Genomic DNA, 17104 nt, shown 5'->3' with positions numbered 1-17104 from the left:
CCGGGCTGGAGGCGCTCAGCCCCCGTGCAGGTGGTCGCGGTGCTTCTCGGCCTCGTGTCGCAGGGTCGCGAGGTCGAGCGGACCGGTGACGGTGAGCTCGTCCTCCCAGCATTCGATGCCGCCGACGTCGGGCATCAGGTCGCGTGTGAAGACGGGATTGCGCCCCGCCCGCCGTTGCTGCGTGTAGTCGCGCAGCAGGCGGAACGCGATGCCCGACAGCAGTGCGATCGCCACGAGGTTGATGAGCGCCATGATCCCCATGATGCCGTCGGCGGTGTTCCAGATGAGGTCGGAGGATGCCACCGATCCGACGAAGATCGCGACGACGACGAGCACCCGGTAACCGGTCAGCGCCGAACGCCGCGCGGTGATGAACTCGATGTTCGACTCGCCGTAGTAGTAGTTGCCGAGGATCGAGCTGAAGGCGAGCAGGAAGATGATCACGCTCAGCACGATGCTCGACCAGGCGCCGAGGTTCGACACGATCGCGTTCTGGGTCAGCCCGATGCCCCGGGCGGCGTTCTCGAGGTCGGGGCTGGAGACCAGGATGATGAACGCCGTGATCGAGCAGATGAGGAAGGTGTCGAAGTAGACGCCGAGCGTCTGCACGAGCCCCTGCTTCACCGGGTGCGTCACGGCCGCGCTCGCGCCGGCGTTCGGGGCCGAGCCGAGGCCCGCCTCGTTCGAGAACATGCCGCGTTTCACGCCCGTCAGCACGATCATGCCGAGCGTGGCGCCGACGACCTCGTTGAAGCCGAACGCCTCGGTGAAGATCGAGGTGAAGACCTCGGGGAGCTTCGAGATGTTCATGGCGACGATGACGAGACCGAGGAGCAGGTAGAGCAGGGCCATGAGGGGCACGACCGCCTGCGTCACCGAGGCGATGCGTCGCACGCCGCCGAACACGACGAGAGCGGTGAGGGCGGCGAGCACGAGACCCACGACCCACGCGACCCAGTCGGGCGCGCCCTCGGGGCTGATGGTCGTGGCGACCGTCGCGCTGATCGTGTTGGCCTGGAGCGACGAGAACGCGAACGGGAAGCAGACGATGAGCACGATCGCGAAGAGCACGCCCATCCAACGCGCGCGGAGGCCGCGCTCCATGTAGTACGCCGGGCCGCCGCGGAAGCCGTCCTGATCGCGCACCTTGAACAATTGGCCGAGCGTCGACTCGACGAAGCTCGAGGCTCCGCCGACGAAGGCCATGAGCCACATCCAGAAGATCGCGCCCGGGCCGCCGATCGCGATCGCCGTGCCGACGCCGGCGATGTTGCCGACGCCGACCCGGGATGCCGCGGAGATCGTGAACGCCTGGAAGGCCGACACCGACTGCGGTTCGCCCGAGGCGTCGCGCGGGGTCTTGTCGGTCAGCGTGCGGAACATCTCGGGGATGAGCCGGAACTGCACGACCCCCGATCGCGCCGTGAAGTACACGCCGAGGATCACGACCACGGGCAGTACGATCCAGGTCCAGAACACTTCGCCTGCTGCGAGCACCCATTCGTTCACGGCATCCATGCGCCTCAGTATCGCGAGCATTCCCGGTTCGCGGCACCGCGGCGCGCCGAGGCGCGCGTGCAGCATCGTTCATCGCGGGTTCACTGCGCGTTCAACGATCGTCCGATGCTGATTCGGATTCCCCCATCACGCTGCTGAGTGGCATCCCGACCCCGAGCGTGAGGACCGATCGTGACGATCACCGACATCCAGCTGTTCCCGATGGCCGATCATGTGCGGGGCAAGCGCTCGCCGGTGACCTGCCACTTCAAGTGCGCCAACGCCTGCCTCGGGCCCGAGTGCAACACCACCTCGAACCCCGCCTTCCGCGAGATCGCCTCGGCCGCACTGTCGCGTCGGGCGCTGCTCGGGCTCGGTGCCGCGGGCGCCGTGGGCATCGCGCTGGCTGCCGCGACGCCGACCGGAACGGCGTTCGCCGCGCCCGGGGGCGGGGCATCGGGGGCCCTCGGCGGCCTGCCGTTCGACGCCATCGCACCGGTGCCGAAGATCGTCGACGACTTCAACGTGCCCGAGGGTTACACCTGGGCGCCGATCATCCGCTGGGGCGACCCGCTCTTCTCCGGCGTGCCCGCGCTCGACTTCGAGAATCAGACGCCCGAGGCCCAGGCGGGCCAATTCGGCTACAACTGCGACTACCTCGACATCATCGCCGACCGGAGCGGCCGCACGGGCGTGCTCGTGAACAACCACGAGTACGTGAACCCCGGCATCATGTTCACGCCGACGAGCGATGCCGCCGAGCTCGACCGCCGCGCCGCCATCTCCAAGGCGGCCCACGGCTTCTCGGTCGTCGAGCTTCGCCGCAGCAAGCTCGGCCAGCCGTGGCGTTACCTCGTCGACGGTCGTCGCAACCGCCGCATCACCGCCGACACCGTGTTCGAGCTGACCGGCCCCGCCGCCGGCACCGAGCTCGTGACGACCGCCGAAGACGGCGAGGGCCGGTGGGTCAAGGGCACGCTCGGCAACTGCGCCGGCGGCACCACGCCATGGGGCACCGTGCTCTCGGGCGAGGAGAACTTCGACGGCTACTTCGCGTGGGCCGCCGACACCGCGGGGCAGAAGCGCTACCGCGCGACGCCGAGCGCGAGTTCGACCTACACGTTCGAGCGCATCGACCCTCGCTTCGACGCGCACGACGCCGGCTTCGTGAACGAGCCCAACCGCTTCGGCTGGATCGTCGAGATCGACCCCGAGGACCCGACGTCGACCCCGCGCAAGCACACCGCGATGGGCCGGTTCAAGCACGAGGGCGCCAACGTCATCATCGCCGAGGACGGCCGGGCGGTCGCCTACATGGGCGACGACCAGACGAACGACTACCTCTACAAGTTCGTCTCCAAGGGCACCTTCGACCCGAAGAACACCCCCGTCGCTCGTCGGAACAACCTCGGGCTGCTGAGCGAGGGCGACCTGTACGTGGCGAAGTTCACCGGCAACTCCCCGGCCGCCGAGATCACCGGCACCGGAGCGCTCCCGGCCGACGGTCTCTTCGACGGCACCGGGCAGTGGATCCCGCTCACGCAGGGCGGCGAGAGCGTCATCCCCGGTATGAGCACCGCGGAGGTGCTCGTCTTCACGCGCCTCGCGGCCGACACCGTCGGCGCGACGAAGATGGACCGCCCGGAGGACGTCGAGCCCAACCCGAAGACCGGCAAGGTGTACGTCGCCCTCACGAACAACTCGTCGCGCAAGCTCGCTTCGGTCGACGAGGCGAACCCGGTCACGGGCAACCGCAACGGGCACATCATCGAGCTGACCGAGACCGCGGGCCAGTCGGGTGCCGTGTTCGGCTGGAGCATCCTGCTGCTCTGCGGCGACCCTGCCGTCGACCAGAACACGTACTTCGCAGGGTTCCCGAAGGAGCTCGTGTCGCCGATCTCCTGCCCCGACAACGTCGCGTTCGACTCCGAGGGCAACCTCTGGATCTCGACCGACGGCGCGCCCAGCAAGATCGGATTCAACGACGGACTCTTCAAGGTGCCGCTCGAGGGGCCCGACCGCGGCCGCGTGCAGCAGTTCCTCTCGGTGCCGCGCGACGGCGAGACCTGCGGTCCGGTCATCCACGACCAGGAGGGCATGGTCTTCGTGGCCGTGCAGCACCCGGGCGAGGACGGCACGGTGGCCGCGCCGACCTCGTACTTCCCGGACTACGTGCCGTCGCACCGCCCCGACGCCGGCCTGGTGGCCGCGCCGCGGCCCTCGGTCGTGCAGGTCTGGCGCGTGTAGCTCTGGCGCGTGCAGCGGGAACGCGCAGCGCTCGACGAGGGTGACGGATGCCGCGGCATCCGTCACCCTCGGACGCCGTCGCTACGCCGCGACCGCTTTCGCGGCCCGCTCGCCCGAGACCACGGCGCCGTTCAAGAACCCGTAGTACTCGACGCTCGTGTGCTCGCCGGCGAAGTGCACGTTGCCCTCGGGCACCGATCCGGCGCCGAACAGCGAGGTGTACTGGCCGGGCCGCAGCACGGTGTAGGCGCCCTTCGACCAGGGGTTCGCCCACCAGAAGTCTCGGTACGACTTGCCGGTGTACGCGGCGGTCATGCCCGGGAAGATCGGCTCGACCTGCGCGAGCAGCCCGTTGACCTGCGACGCGCTCGCAGGGCCGAAGGCATTGCCCGTCCACGCCTTCACCTGGTCGCCCGAGGGGAAGAAGTTGAACACGCCCGTCGGCAGCGGGTGGTCGGCGGTGTCGTCCCAGCCGCACTGGAACCCGCTCTTGTTCGTGTAGGCCGCGCCGCCGTAGCCCTGCTCGACCCAGGGGCGGTGGCTCACCTGGACGTGCACCTTGGCATTCGCACCGAGCCCGACCTCGTCGATCGCCTGCAGCTTCAGCGCCGAGAAGCCCGACTGCGTGAGGTCGCAGTCGCGCAGGGTCGTGAACGGCAGGGCGAGGATGGCGCGGTCGGCCGTCTGATCGACCGTCGAGTTGCCCACCTGGAAGCTGAGGCGCACGGTGCCGTCGGCGTTCGTCTTGACGGCGGTGAGCTTGTAGCCGTAGCGCACGGTGTTCGCCGGCAGCTCCTCGATCATGCGGGTGATGAGCAGATCGTTGCCGCCGTTGACGGAGTACTTCTCGTCGGCGCCGTTGACCGGCGACAGGCTGTTCTGCGAGTTCCAGCCGAGCAGGTAGATGAGGCTCAGTGCCGACTGCTCGTGCGGCTCGAGGCCGTACTCGCTCATGACGTTCGACTGCATGAGCTTGGCGAAGCGGCTCGAGAGCCCGCCGGGCACGTTCGCGGCGAGCCACTGGTCGACGTTCATCTGGTCGAGGGCGACACCCGCCGCCGTGTGATTGTCGTAGGTCTGGCAGTACGGCGCGCTTGCGAGCGCCGACTTGAACGCCTGGTAGACGGCGCCCCAGTCGTCGTTCGCGTCGTCGTAGGGGTAATCGGCGCCGTCGATCCAGTACTTGTCGTCCCAGCCCTGGTAGCTGCCGCCGTGCACGACGTCGAGGCTCAGCCCCAGGTTGGCGGTGAGGTTGCGGGTGGCGTTGTGGTCGGTGTTGATGAGTGCGCCGCCGTGCTCGACGACGATGCCGTCGTCGAAGTGGCCGCGCAGGCTGTAGCACCGGCCGCCGGCTCGGGCACTGCCCTCGTAGATCGTCGACGCGATGCCCTTCACGCGCCAGAGCCAGTGGGCGGCGCGCACACCGGCGAGGCCGGCGCCGACGATCACGACCTTCGGCGCCGGGCCGGGCTTGGCCGCTGCCGCGTGGGCGGGGGTCGCCATGGCGAGTGCGGCGCCCGCGCCGATCGCGCCGCCGGCGATGAGCGCGTCGCGCCGGGTGACGGTGCGGGCCGGCTCGCGCCCGAGCACGTCGTCGACCGGCACTCCGGTGCGGTCGGCTTCGGCGTGGGCGCGGAGGATCCGGCCGAGCCGTGCGCTGAGCGGGGTGGTGCCTCTGGAACCTGTCATGATGAGAGCCTCGCAATCCGTAGCGGTTGGGATCAGTGCTGCTTAACATGTTGCTAAGTGATATTGAGCAGGATGTCTCGTGGCCGCGTCAACCCCCAACTTGTCGCTCGCCTCGAACTCGGGCCACGCGGCATCCGCGTGCCGCTGTCTGGACCGTGAGCCAGGATGGAACGGATGCGAGGAATGGAGGCGGGGGATGACCGGCAACGACGTGGGCGAGCAGGTGCGTCGCTACCGCACGGCGCGCCGTCTCTCGCAGCGCGCGCTCGGCGACCAGGCCGGTGTCACCTCGGGGTTCCTCAGCCAGCTCGAGACGGGGCGCACCAACGCGAGCATCTCGACCCTGCGCCGCCTGGCCGATGCGCTCGGCGTCGGACTCGCCGACCTCGTCGAGCCCGGCCCCGTGTCGGCCGCGCGGGTCGTGCGCCGCGACGCCCGCCGCACGCTCGCCGCGAGCGACGGCATGACGAAGTGGTTCCTCACCGAGCCGCCGTTCGGGCACGTCGAGATGTACGCCGTGACGATGGAACCGGGCGGCTCGACGGGCCCTGCACCGTACCGGCACGGCGATTCCGAAGAGGTGCTGCTCGTGCTGCGAGGGAGCGTGCGCGTCGAGCTCGCCGACGAGGTGCACGTGCTCGCGACGGGCGACAGCATCGTCTTCGCGAGCAGCACCCCGCACCGCGTCGCCAACGACGGGGCCGGCGAGGCCGAACTCGTCTGGGTGAACAGCCCGCCCACGCCCGCCGACTGAACGCCCACACCGGCGTTCGGGGCGTTCGCCGGTGCCCACCGCCGCTCACGGGCGCCCGGGTCGTGGCTGCCCGAGGGGCCCGACATCCGGTACCGTAGAGACGTGTCCGCTCCGAGGGGAAGCGGCGTGAGAGCTGAATAGAGGAGGCCGGGTTCATGGATATCGACCTCAGCGTGCTGCGGATGATGGAGCGCGAGAAAGAGATCCCGTTCGACGAGTTGGTCGAGATCATCGAGCAGGCCATTCTCATGGCCTACCTGAAGCACACGCATCCCGACCAGCACGGACACGCGAACCCCGACGGCGCACGTGCGCACCTCGACCGCAAGACCGGCCACGTCTCGGTGTTCGTTCCCGAGCTCGATGAAGAGGGCAACGTCATCGGCGAGTCCGAAGACAGCCCGAGCGACTTCGGCCGCATCGCCGCGTTCGCCGCGAAGCAGGTCATCAACCAGCGACTGCGCGACATCGCCGACGACGCCGTGCTCGGCGAGTTCCGCGGCCGCGAGGGCGACATCGTCGCCGGCATCATCCAGCAGGGTCCGAACCCGCGCATGGTGCACATCGACCTCGGCACGGTCGAGGCGATCCTGCCGCCCGAAGAGCAGGTTCCCGGCGAAGAGTACCTGCACGGCCAGCGCATCCGCGTGTACGTGACGAGCGTCGCCAAGGGACTCAAGGGGCCGTCGATCACCGTTTCCCGCACCCACCCCGCCCTCGTGCGCAAGCTCTTCGCCCTCGAGGTGCCCGAGATCGCCTCGGGTGTCGTCGAGATCGTCTCGCTCGCCCGCGAGGCCGGCCACCGCACGAAGATCGCGGTGCGCGCGACCCAGCCCGGCGTCAACGCCAAGGGCGCCGCCATCGGCGAGCTCGGCCAGCGCGTGCGCGCCGTCACCGCCGAACTCGGTGCCGAGAAGATCGACATCGTCGACTGGAACGACGACCTCGCGACCTTCGTCGCGAGCGCACTGAGCCCCGCGAAGGTCACGAGCGCGTTCGTGATCGACGAGGCGACGCGTGCCGTGCGCGCGCTCGTGCCCGACTACCAGCTCTCGCTCGCGATCGGCAAAGAGGGGCAGAACGCCCGCCTCGCCGCCAAGCTCACGGGCGCGAAGATCGACATCCAGCCCGATTCGGTGCTCGAGTCCGACTGAGGCCGGCCCGCCGACGCCCACCCCGACCAACGGTCGCCGAGCGGCCGCCGAACCCCGCCGATCGCCCGCCGTCGGCGGCGACACAGCGCAGAGTGTAAGATGGAACCCGTCAGAACGTGCATCGGATGCCGTTCGCGTGCCCCACGGGCCTCACTTCTGAGGCTCGTCACCCAGAATTCCCACGTCATCGCAGATGATGCGGGCGTGCTTCCGGGCAGGGGTGCGTGGCTGCATCCGTCACTCGAGTGCTACCGGCTCGCAGTGCGGCGACGTGCCTTCGGGCGTGCGCTCCGCATTCGCGGCGAGGTAGACACCAGCAACGTAGAGAACAGGCTGAACGGCGTGATCACTAATGAGTAAAGACTCATGAGCGGCTCGAAATGAGACCCGTCCGTCATTGATGGTCTGCCCCTGTCCGGGCGCAGACCCGGAACAGGAGAGAAGTGGCTGCCAAACCACGCGTACACGAGATCGCATCCGAACTCGGTGTCGACAGCAAGATCGCCCTTGAGAAGCTCAAGGAGATGGGCGAGTACGTCAAGGGACCCTCGTCGTCCATCGAGCCCCCCGTCGCACGTCGCCTGAAGGCGGCGCTCGAGGCCGCAGGTGCGGCCGCGGCTGCAGCGCCCGCCGCTTCGGCCCCCGCTGCGCCCGCAGCCGGTGCGAAGCCCGCTGTCAAGCCCGGCCCGAAGCCGGCCCCGAAGGCACCGGCCGCCCCCGAGGCGCCGGCTCCCGCGCCGGCCGAGGTCGCAGAGGCCGCCCCGGTCGCCGAGGCGCCGCTGACGGTCGCCGAGCGTCAGGCTCAGGCCGAAGAGCGCGCAGCGCAGGCTGCGGCAGAGAAGTCGACGGATGCCCCGGCGTCTTCGTCGACCGACGGTGACGCCGTCAAGCCCGGCGGCGCCCCGAAGCCCGGTGCAGCCGCTGCGCCCCGCCCGGGTGCACCGCGCCCCGGCGCGGGCACGCCCCGCCCCGGCAACAACCCCTTCTCGAGCTCGCAGGGCATGGGCTCGCGCCCCGCCCAGCCGCGCCCGGGCAACAATCCCTTCTCGAGTGCGCAGGGCATGGGCCAGCGCCCGAGTCCCGGCAACATCCCGCGCCCGCAGGCGCCGCGCCCCGGTTCGCCGCGCCCCGGCGCTCCGCGTCCGGCCGGTGCAGGCGGTCGCCCCGGCGGCGGCTTCCAGCGCCCCGGCGGCGCGGGCGCAGGCGCTCGTCCCGGCGGTGCCGGCGGCGGCTTCCAGCGTCCCGGCGGCGCGCCCGGCACCGGCTTCGGCGGCCCGCGTCCCGCGGGCGGCGGCGGCCGTGGCCGTGGCCCCGGCGGCGGCACCGCCGGTGCCTTCGGCCGTGGCGGCGGCAAGAGCAAGTCGCGCAAGTCGAAGCGCACGAAGCGCGCCGAATTCGAGATGCGGGAAGCCCCGTCGCTCGGCGGCGTGAGCGTTCCCCGCGGCGACGGCAACACCGTCATCCGACTGCGTCGCGGCTCCTCGATCTCCGACTTCGCCGACAAGATCGACGCGAACCCCGGTTCGCTCGTGACCGTGCTGTTCCACCTCGGTGAGATGGCGACGGCGACCGAGTCGCTCGACGAGGCGACCTTCGAGGTGCTCGGCGCCGAGCTGGGGTACAAGATCCAGGTGGTCTCGCCCGAAGACGAAGACCGCGAGCTGCTCGAGGGCTTCGACATCGACCTCGATGCCGAACTCGAGGAAGAGGGCGACGACGTCCTCGAACAGCGTCCGCCGGTCGTGACCGTCATGGGTCACGTCGACCACGGTAAGACCCGACTCCTCGACGCGATCCGCAATGCGAACGTCGTCGCCGGCGAGGCGGGCGGCATCACGCAGCACATCGGTGCGTACCAGGTGCACACCCAGCACGAGGGCATCGACCGCGCCATCACCTTCATCGACACCCCGGGTCACGAGGCGTTCACCGCCATGCGAGCCCGTGGTGCGCAGGTCACCGACATCGCGATCCTCGTGGTCGCGGCCGACGACGGCATCATGCCGCAGACGGTCGAGGCGCTCAACCACGCCCAGTCGGCGAACGTGCCGATCGTGGTCGCGGTGAACAAGATCGACAAGCCCGAGGCCAACCCGGCGAAGGTGCGCCAGCAGCTCACCGAATTCGGCCTCGTGGCCGAAGAGTACGGCGGCGACGTGATGTTCGTCGACGTGTCGGCCCGTGAGGGTGTCGGCATCCAGGAACTGCTCGACGCGGTGCTCCTCACCGCCGACGCCGGTCTCGACCTGCGTGCGAACCCCAATAAAGACGCTCGTGGCGTCGCCATCGAGGCGAAGCTCGACAAGGGTCGCGGTGCGGTTGCGACCGTGCTCATCCAGTCGGGCACGCTCAAGGTCGGCGACGCGATCGTCGCGGGCACGGCCTACGGCCGCGTGCGTGCGATGGTCGACGAGAACGGCGACCCCGTGCTCGCCGCGACCCCGTCGCGTCCGGTTCAGGTGCAGGGCCTCTCGAGCGTCCCGCGCGCCGGCGACACCTTCCTCGTCACCGAGGAGGACCGCACGGCACGTCAGATCGCCGAGAAGCGAGAGGCCGCCGAGCGCAACGCCCAGCTGGCCAAGGCGCGCAAGCGCATCTCGCTCGAGGACTTCACCCGTGCGCTCGAAGAGGGCAAGGTCGAGTCGCTCAACCTCATCATCAAGGGTGACGTGTCGGGTGCCGTCGAGGCGCTCGAGGAGTCGCTGCTCAAGATCGAGGTCGACGACAGCGTGCAGCTGCGCATCCTCCACCGCGGCGTCGGTGCCATCACCGAGAGCGACGTGAACCTCGCGACGATCGACAACGCGATCATCGTGGGCTTCAACGTGCGCCCCGACACGAAGGCGCGCGAACGTGCAGCTCGCGAGGGCGTCGACATCCGCTTCTACTCGGTGATCTACAACGCCATCGACGAGATCGAGGACTCGCTCAAGGGCATGCTCAAGCCCGAGTACGAAGAGGTCCAGTCGGGCGTCGCCGAGATCCGCGAGGTGTTCCGCTCCTCGAAGTTCGGCAACATCGCCGGTGTCATCGTGCGGTCGGGAACGATCACGCGAAACGCCAAGGCTCGCGTCATCCGCGATGGCGTCGTCGTCGGCGACAGCCTCGCGATCGAGTCGCTGCGCCGCTTCAAAGACGACGTCACCGAGGTCCGCACGGACTTCGAGGCGGGCATCGGCCTCGGCAAGTTCAACGACATCCAGGTCGGCGACGAGATCGAGACCATCGAGATGCGGGAGAAGCCCCGCGCCTAGTTGCTCGAGGGTCGGGGTCCCGCTCTCTTCCTGAACGAAGAGAACGGGACCCCTTCCCCGATTCGCTCGGCACGAGAGCGGGACCCCTCCGGCGCAGGTCGGAGCGGGGTGAGAGAAGGGTAAGGACATGGCGGATCCGGCACGGGCCAGGAAGATGGCCGATCGCATCAAAGAGATCGTGGCCAAGCGGCTCGACAAGGGGCTGCGCGACCCGCGTCTCGGCTTCGTCACCATCACCGACGTTCGCGTCACGGGCGACCTGCAGCACGCGAGCATCTTCTACACGGTATACGGCACCGAGGAAGAGCGCGAAGACTCGGCCAAGGCGTTGAAGGCCGCGACCGGCATGCTCCGCAGCGAGGTGGGTCGCAACATCACGGCGCGACTGACCCCGACGCTCGAGTTCATCGCCGACGCGATCCCCGAGAACGCCGAGCACATCAGCGCTCTGCTTCGCGAGGCGCAGTCTCGTGATGCCGAGACGGCGTCGCTCGCCGCGACGGCCGAGTACGCCGGCGACGCCGACCCGTACGTCAAGCCGCGCGAGGTCGAAGAAGACGACGACTTCGGTGTCGCGGCCGGCGACGACAGCGTCGACGGAGCGGATGCCGCGCGCTGATCAGCCCTCGGGCAGGCGATAGCCGTCGGCGTCGCAGACGGCGAGTCCGTCTGCGACGAGGCTCGTCAGCGCGCGCTCGAGCTGCGCGGCATCGGCCCAGACGGGCTCGAGCTCGACCCGGGAGACCGGGCGGTGCGCCGCCCGCAGCTCCCGCATGACGAGACCGCGCACCTGACGGTCGGAACCTTCGAAGCGAGCCTGTCCCGCCTTCCGAGGGCCCGTGTATGCGGGGTAGCCGGCGGCCCGCCACGCGCACGAGTCGGCGATCGGGCATGCGCCGCACTGCGGCGCTCGTGCCGTGCAGACCGTCGCACCGAGCTCCATCGCCCCGGCGTTGAATCGGCGTGCCGTGTCGGCGTCGCGGGGGAGCAGCCGCTGCATCGCCGCGAGGTCGCGCGTCGTCGACGGCGGCCCGGGTTCGGCCTGCCCGGCCACGGCACGGGCGATGACGCGGCGGGTGTTCGTGTCGACGACGGGTACTCGAACCCCGAAGGCGAACGCGGCGATCGCACGCGCCGTGTACGGGCCGACGCCCTGCAGTGCGAGCAGGGCGTCGAGGTCGGCGGGCACCTCGCCGCCGTGGCGTTCGACGATCTCACTCGCAGCCCGGTGCAGCCACAACGCCCGGCGCGGGTACCCGAGGCGATCCCACGCGCGTACCGCCTCGGACGGCGGCTCGGCCGTGAGGGCTGCGGGCGTCGGCCAGCGTTCGATCCAGGCCTCCCATCGGGGTACGACCCTCGCGACCTGCGTCTGCTGCAGCATGAACTCGCTGACCAGCACAGCCCACGGCGAGACGTCGGCCGCTCGCCACGGCAGCGGCCGCGCGGCATCCGCGAACCATTCGACGACCGCGATCGCGATCGCATCGTTCGGCAGGGGGCGGGGCATCAGAACAGCCTACGGCGGTGAGGATGCCGCGGGGTTAGGCTCGATCGCATGCGGCTCGTCACGACGCCACGCGTCACCTTCCTGCGTTCCATCGCCGACGAAGTGCTGCGGTACCATGGCCGCGGGCGCACGATCGTCGCGATCGACGGGCCGCTGCAGAGCGGCAAGACCGAGTTCGCCGATGATCTCGCCGCTGTGCTCGAAGAGCACGACCACGCCGTGTTCCGCGCGAGCATGGAGGGATTCCATCGCTCCCGCGACGCGCAGGCGGCGTTCGGGGCCGACACACCCGATCGGTACTACCGCTACGGCTTCGACGAGTCGGCGCTTCGCCGCGTGCTCGTCGAGCCGTTCCGCCTCGGCGGCTCGACGGCGTTCGTGACCCGGGTGTGGGACCCGACGCGCGACGCCTGGGTCGAGCCGAAGTGGATCACGGGGCCCGAGGACGCCATCCTGGTGCTCGACGGGCGTTTCGTGCTGCGCCCGCGGCTCGCCGATCTCTGGGACGTGCGGATCGCCCTCGACGGCGACCCCGTCGACCCGGCCGACGAGATCGCCTACGCCGAGAGCGACCCGCGCCACGCGGCATCCATCGTGATCGACAATCGTGACCCGGCGCATCCTCGTCGCGGCGCCGTCGACGAGCGCTGACGGGCGCGACTGACGCGTCAGTCGCTGCGAATGGCGCGGTGAGCGGGCGATTCGACCCCGTTCGCGGCCCGTTTCGTCCCCAATTCGGGTGGGACTTCGCATTCGCGGAGAAAACGGGTTACATGTCCCCGTTTCGGAGGACATAATGGGGGACATAGCCAAGCCCCCGGCCAACGCGAACCCGATTCACCACCCGAAACACCCGACGCCCGTCGACGAGTGCCACGCGCTCGTCGACCTTGTTGTGCGCGCTGAGCGCCGCCGTCACCTCGGATTCGACGTCCTGCCGGGCCGACCGATGGAGACACCCCGAATGAGCAAGCCCGGCGCCGCTCTGGCGCACGACGGCGATGCCCGCACTCACGTGCGATGGTCATCGCGCCGCCCGCTCCGCCGCATCGCGGCGATCCTCACCTCACTCGCGCTCGGCGCGGGATTCGCCCTCGTCGGCGTCGCTGCGCCCGCGAGCGCGCACACCGGTGACCTCAAGGCGACTGCCGTCTGCAATGCCGAGACCGGCAACTACGACGTGACCTACACGCTGAAGCTCTCGAACGCGAGCGGCAAGACCGGCGCATCGATGTGGCGCGTCGGCACCACAACCTTCGAGAAGACTCCGAAGAACGCGGACGGCATGGATCGGGGTCCGGTCTCTTCAACGGGCAACGAGACGATCGTGCTCGGCACCGTGGAGTTGGCGGGCACGGCGAAGACCGGTCCGTGGGTCTACGCGTACACGACGTGGAACGATGGCTTCGGCCTTGGTTCCGACGGCCGGGTCGAGAACCTGAAGGGCGACTGCGGCGACTCGCCGTCGGTCAAGAAGCTCACGATCTGCCACGCGACCGAGAGCGATGTGAAGAACCCGTACAACCGCATCACGATCGCACTCGCGGCCGTCGTGAACGGCCACCTCGAGCACCAGTGGGGCGAGGACATCATTCCGGCGTTCACGTACAAGGGCGAGTCGTACGCCGCACAGGGCGACCAGAGCCTCCTCCAGTACGAGGACTGCGTGAAGCCGGAACCGAAGAAGATCCCCGTGCCGAAGGCGACGTTCTTCGATGAGTGCGGCATCGGCGGTTACAAGGCCACGTACGACACGACGCTGGAGGGCGTCGAATGGAATGAGACCGTCGCGTACGGCAAGCTGAAGCTCACCGCCAAGTCGGCAGCGGGCTACGCGTTCACATCGGGCAACCCGGTCGAGACCATCGGAGACTGGACGCTCAATGACGCTCCCTGCCCGGTGGAGCCGGGCGAGCCGACGCTCGATGGCTCGGTCGCGACCGGCACCTGCGACGCCGACTCGCCGTGGATCAACTTCGACGTCAAGCTGACCGACCCCGAGAACACGGTGAAGAACCGCGCGGTATCGCTCGTCATGACGGCCGGCTCCAACACGGAGACGATCGAGCTCGGTGACCTCAAGGCGGACGGCACGCTCAAGGGCAAGAAGCTGTGGCCCGGTGCATCGGTCGACGCCGACGGCAAGGCCAACGGATGGCCCGGCTGGGCGCTCGTCGACGGCAAGTGGGTCGAGACCGATGGCAACTTCGCGTGGACCCGCGGTGCGATCACGGCGAAGCTCGTCGTCAACCCCGAGGTTCCGGTGACGATCTCGTACCCGAAGGCAACACCCGAGTGCGCTACGGGCCCGAAGGTCACGCCTCCGGGTGGCGGTGAGGGTGGCACGGCCACCCCGCCGAACGGCTCGGGGCTTGCCAGCACCGGTTTCGCTGGTACGACGATCGCGATCGTCGCGGGCATCATCGTGCTCGCCGGTGCCGCGTTCCTCGTGGTGGCTCGCATTCGCCGCAAGCGCGCGTAGCGCTCGCGGAAGCAGACTGAGGGGGCCCGGTTCGCCGGGCCCCCTTCGTCAATCCCTTCGAGCCACGGATGCCGCGGCATCCGCTCGATCGCATCGGCTCGTCGAGCCCAGGATCAGGCCGGAACATCGGCGAGCACGCGCTCGACCGGCAGCGAAGAGCCCCGCTCCTCGACTTCGTGCACGAGCGCGGTGAGCGCCCGGTTCACGGGCGCGTCGAGGCCGACGGCGGATGCCTCGCGCACGACCGCGCCGTTGAGGAAGTCGACCTCGGTCGGCTGGCCGCGGCGAACGCTCTGCTGCGTGGAACCGAGGTTCGGCACGCCGCCCATTCGCACGCGCATCGACCACGGCAGCAGCTGCCCGATCGCGAGCGGCAGACGCGCGAAGAGCCGAAGGCGGCGGTCGCCGAGCCCCTGCAGGGAGCCGAACCGCACGCCCTGCGCGACGGCGATGCGCACGGTCTCGCGCATCGAGGCCGTGACGACGCGTCGCAGCCGTCGGTCGTCGACGACGTCTTGCACGCTGCGACCGACGATCGCGGGCACGGCGTTCAGCATGTTCACGACGAGCTTGGTCCACTGCGCACCCCGGAATCCGGGGATCGCGACGACCGGCACCGCGTCCGAGAGCACAGCGGCGATGCGCGCGCACTCGGCATCGGCCGGGCCGTCGCCGCGGCCGAGATAGCTCGTCGCGGGCGTCGTGACGCGCACCACGCCGGGCTCGGTGTAGTTGGCGGCGATGATCGAGAGCAGCCCCATGCACGAGGCGCGGGGGAGCAGCCGTGCGGCGGTCGCGACGCCGTCGAGGCCGTTCTGCACGACGACCACGGGCACGTCGCCGATGAGCTCGGCATTGCCGACGATGGCGGATGCCGCGTCCTGCGCCTTCGTGCAGACGAGCACGAGCTCGGGCGGTGTCGTGAGCCGCTCGCCGGCGGCCACTCGGGCCTGCACCTCGCCGTAGGCGCCGCTCAAGGTGATGCCCGAATCGCGGATCGCCGCGAGGCCCGAGCCGCGCGCCGTGACCTCCACCTCGTGCCCGGCCTTCGAGAGCAGTGCCGCGAAGGTGCCGCCGAGCGCGCCAGCGCCGATGATGCCGATCCTCACTGCTCCAGCGTAGGCGTGCGGCGCCGACATGCCGCGCACGGCTGTTAGCCTGTACGGCGTGAACAGCGGCATCCTCCTCGTCGACAAGCCGCAGGGAATCACGAGCCACGACGTGGTCTCGCGCATGCGCCGCCTCGCCGGCACCCGCAAGGTCGGCCACGCCGGCACGCTCGACCCGATGGCCACGGGCCTCCTCGTCCTGGGCGTGAACGGCGCGACGCGCCTCCTGCACTACCTCGTCGGTCTCGACAAGGAGTATTTCGCCACCATCCGCCTCGGATGGAACACGACGACCGACGATGCGGAGGGCGAAGCGCTCGAGGCGGCTCCCGCATCCGTCGTCGCTGACGTCACCGAAGCCGCCGTCATGGCCGCGATCGCGCCGCTCACGGGCGAGATCGAACAGGTGCCGAGCGCGGTCAGCGCCGTCAAGGTCGCGGGCAAGCGCGCCTACCAGCGCGTGCGCGACGGCGAGACCGTCGAACTCGCGCCTCGTCGGGTGACGGTCTCGGCGTTCGAGGTGCTCGCCTTCCGCGCCGGTGACGGATACGTCGACCTCGACGTGCGCGTCGAGTGCTCGTCGGGCACCTACATCCGCGCGCTCGCCCGCGACCTCGGCGCCGCGCTCGGCACCGGAGGTCACCTCACGGCGCTGCGTCGTACCCGCATCGGCCGGTTCACCGTCGACGAAGCGGGCGAACTCGAGGGATTCGACGTCGCGTCGGCGATCATGAGCCCAGCGGATGCCGCGCGGCGGGCGCTGCCCGTCGTGACCCTCACGGCCCAGCAGGCCGTCGACCTCGGCCACGGCAAGCGCGTCGACGTCACGGCAGTGGCCGGCCTCGAGGCATCCGCTCTCGACGGCGGCGAACCGTTGCCCTCGGTACTCGCCGCGGTCGACCCGCTCGACCACCTGGTCGCCATCGTCGAACCGCGCGGCCGACAGCTGAAGGTCGTCACGGGCTTTCCGCCCGCCGAGCCGCCGTCGCCGGCCGAGCCGCCGGCGCCCGCCGAACCGAAGGAGGCCGACGCATGATCGAGTGGTTCACGTGGGTGCAGCTCGCCGTCGCCGTCGTCGCCGGCCTGCTGTGCATCGGCATGGGACTCGCGGGCCGGGTGCCGGGCGACCTCACGATCGGTGCGCTCGCGCTCGTCGAGGTGCTGCTGCTCGTGCAGGTGGTGGTCGCGTTCGCAGCGCCGGCGGTCGGCAACGAACCATCCGGCAGCGTGCTCGAGTTCGGCACCTACCTCGTCGGCGCGCTCATCCTGCCGCCGGCCGCCGCCTTCTGGGCGCTCGTCGAACGCAACCGCTGGTCGACGGTGATTCTCGGCGTCGCCGCGCTCGCCGTCGGCGTCATGGTCTACCGGATGTTCCAGATCTGGACCCTGCAGTCCGCGTGAGCGCCGA

The 17104-nt window shown here is 69.9% G+C and carries 14 protein-coding genes; 10 read left to right on the top strand and 4 right to left on the bottom strand.

The annotated features are described in order from the left end of the window. Window positions 1-15 precede the first annotated feature (15 nt). On the bottom strand, window positions 16-1518 hold the full coding sequence (locus ACWGST_RS09250) for an alanine/glycine:cation symporter family protein (RefSeq protein ID WP_452046363.1): 1503 nt from the start codon (window positions 1516-1518) through the stop codon (window positions 16-18). 201 nt (window positions 1519-1719) lie between these two features. Here ACWGST_RS09250 and ACWGST_RS09245 point away from each other — a divergent pair, with 201 nt between their 5' ends. Then, a complete protein-coding gene (locus tag ACWGST_RS09245; protein ID WP_452046386.1) occupies window positions 1720-3744 on the top strand; it encodes a PhoX family protein in 2025 nt (674 codons plus the stop codon). A gap of 81 nt (window positions 3745-3825) precedes the next feature. Here ACWGST_RS09245 and ACWGST_RS09240 read toward each other — a convergent pair whose 3' ends face one another. Continuing rightward, window positions 3826-5433, bottom strand: a complete 1608-nt coding sequence (locus tag ACWGST_RS09240; protein ID WP_452046362.1) for a flavin monoamine oxidase family protein — start codon at window positions 5431-5433, stop codon at window positions 3826-3828. A 196-nt stretch (window positions 5434-5629) separates the two neighbouring features. Between ACWGST_RS09240 and ACWGST_RS09235 the strand changes: the two genes are divergently transcribed. From ACWGST_RS09235 to rbfA, 5 genes are all read left to right on the top strand, one after another. After that, window positions 5630-6187, top strand: coding sequence for a helix-turn-helix domain-containing protein (locus tag ACWGST_RS09235; protein ID WP_452046361.1), 558 nt, complete (start codon window positions 5630-5632; stop codon window positions 6185-6187). A 155-nt stretch (window positions 6188-6342) separates the two neighbouring features. Further along, window positions 6343-7341, top strand: coding sequence for a transcription termination factor NusA (nusA, locus tag ACWGST_RS09230; RefSeq protein ID WP_452046360.1), 999 nt, complete (start codon window positions 6343-6345; stop codon window positions 7339-7341). 99 nt (window positions 7342-7440) lie between these two features. Further along, window positions 7441-7701, top strand: coding sequence for a YlxR family protein (locus ACWGST_RS09225; protein WP_452046359.1), 261 nt, complete (start codon window positions 7441-7443; stop codon window positions 7699-7701). An 83-nt stretch (window positions 7702-7784) separates the two neighbouring features. Next, window positions 7785-10595 (top strand): translation initiation factor IF-2, encoded by a 2811-nt coding sequence (gene infB / locus ACWGST_RS09220; RefSeq protein ID WP_452046358.1) that lies wholly within the window; start codon window positions 7785-7787, stop codon window positions 10593-10595. 127 nt (window positions 10596-10722) lie between these two features. After that, window positions 10723-11214, top strand: a complete 492-nt coding sequence (rbfA, locus tag ACWGST_RS09215) for a 30S ribosome-binding factor RbfA (RefSeq protein ID WP_452046357.1) — start codon at window positions 10723-10725, stop codon at window positions 11212-11214. Here rbfA and ACWGST_RS09210 read toward each other — a convergent pair whose 3' ends face one another. After that, complete coding sequence (locus tag ACWGST_RS09210) at window positions 11215-12105, bottom strand: A/G-specific adenine glycosylase (RefSeq protein ID WP_452046356.1); 891 nt, start codon at window positions 12103-12105, stop codon at window positions 11215-11217. It lies immediately after the preceding gene. Between the two features lie 48 nt (window positions 12106-12153). Here ACWGST_RS09210 and ACWGST_RS09205 point away from each other — a divergent pair, with 48 nt between their 5' ends. Continuing rightward, entirely contained in the window at window positions 12154-12756 is a 603-nt protein-coding gene (locus tag ACWGST_RS09205; RefSeq protein WP_452046355.1) for a uridine kinase, read from the top strand. A gap of 313 nt (window positions 12757-13069) precedes the next feature. Further along, on the top strand, window positions 13070-14587 hold the full coding sequence (locus tag ACWGST_RS09200) for a hypothetical protein (RefSeq protein WP_452046354.1): 1518 nt from the start codon (window positions 13070-13072) through the stop codon (window positions 14585-14587). Window positions 14588-14700: 113 nt separating this feature from the next. Here the strand turns inward: ACWGST_RS09200 and ACWGST_RS09195 are convergent, their stop codons facing one another. Beyond that, window positions 14701-15696, bottom strand: coding sequence for a ketopantoate reductase family protein (locus ACWGST_RS09195; protein ID WP_452046353.1), 996 nt, complete (start codon window positions 15694-15696; stop codon window positions 14701-14703). Window positions 15697-15724: 28 nt separating this feature from the next. Between ACWGST_RS09195 and truB the strand changes: the two genes are divergently transcribed. Together truB and ACWGST_RS09185 are read left to right on the top strand one after the other, a co-directional pair. Then, window positions 15725-16732 (top strand): tRNA pseudouridine(55) synthase TruB, encoded by a 1008-nt coding sequence (truB, locus tag ACWGST_RS09190; RefSeq protein ID WP_452046352.1) that lies wholly within the window; start codon window positions 15725-15727, stop codon window positions 16730-16732. Further along, entirely contained in the window at window positions 16729-17097 is a 369-nt protein-coding gene (locus ACWGST_RS09185; protein WP_452046351.1) for a hypothetical protein, read from the top strand. Before truB ends, ACWGST_RS09185 begins: the two co-directional genes overlap by 4 nt. Window positions 17098-17104 lie beyond the last annotated feature (7 nt).

The sequence above is a fragment of the Agromyces sp. NPDC055520 genome (assembly GCF_053619715.1).
Note: the sequence above shows the minus strand (reverse complement) of the source record. Positions and strands in the feature narration are given on the sequence as shown.

Coding starts and splice junctions, on each gene's coding strand:
- ACWGST_RS09250 (WP_452046363.1), bottom strand. CDS start 1,518: ATGGATGCCGTGAACGAATGGGTGCTCGCAGCAGGCGAAGTGTTCTGG.
- ACWGST_RS09245 (WP_452046386.1), top strand. CDS start 1,720: ATGGCCGATCATGTGCGGGGCAAGCGCTCGCCGGTGACCTGCCACTTC.
- ACWGST_RS09240 (WP_452046362.1), bottom strand. CDS start 5,433: ATGACAGGTTCCAGAGGCACCACCCCGCTCAGCGCACGGCTCGGCCGG.
- ACWGST_RS09235 (WP_452046361.1), top strand. CDS start 5,630: ATGACCGGCAACGACGTGGGCGAGCAGGTGCGTCGCTACCGCACGGCG.
- nusA (WP_452046360.1), top strand. CDS start 6,343: ATGGATATCGACCTCAGCGTGCTGCGGATGATGGAGCGCGAGAAAGAG.
- ACWGST_RS09225 (WP_452046359.1), top strand. CDS start 7,441: ATGGAACCCGTCAGAACGTGCATCGGATGCCGTTCGCGTGCCCCACGG.
- rbfA (WP_452046357.1), top strand. CDS start 10,723: ATGGCGGATCCGGCACGGGCCAGGAAGATGGCCGATCGCATCAAAGAG.
- ACWGST_RS09210 (WP_452046356.1), bottom strand. CDS start 12,105: ATGCCCCGCCCCCTGCCGAACGATGCGATCGCGATCGCGGTCGTCGAA.
- ACWGST_RS09205 (WP_452046355.1), top strand. CDS start 12,154: ATGCGGCTCGTCACGACGCCACGCGTCACCTTCCTGCGTTCCATCGCC.
- ACWGST_RS09200 (WP_452046354.1), top strand. CDS start 13,070: ATGAGCAAGCCCGGCGCCGCTCTGGCGCACGACGGCGATGCCCGCACT.
- truB (WP_452046352.1), top strand. CDS start 15,725: ATGCCGCGCACGGCTGTTAGCCTGTACGGCGTGAACAGCGGCATCCTC.
- ACWGST_RS09185 (WP_452046351.1), top strand. CDS start 16,729: ATGATCGAGTGGTTCACGTGGGTGCAGCTCGCCGTCGCCGTCGTCGCC.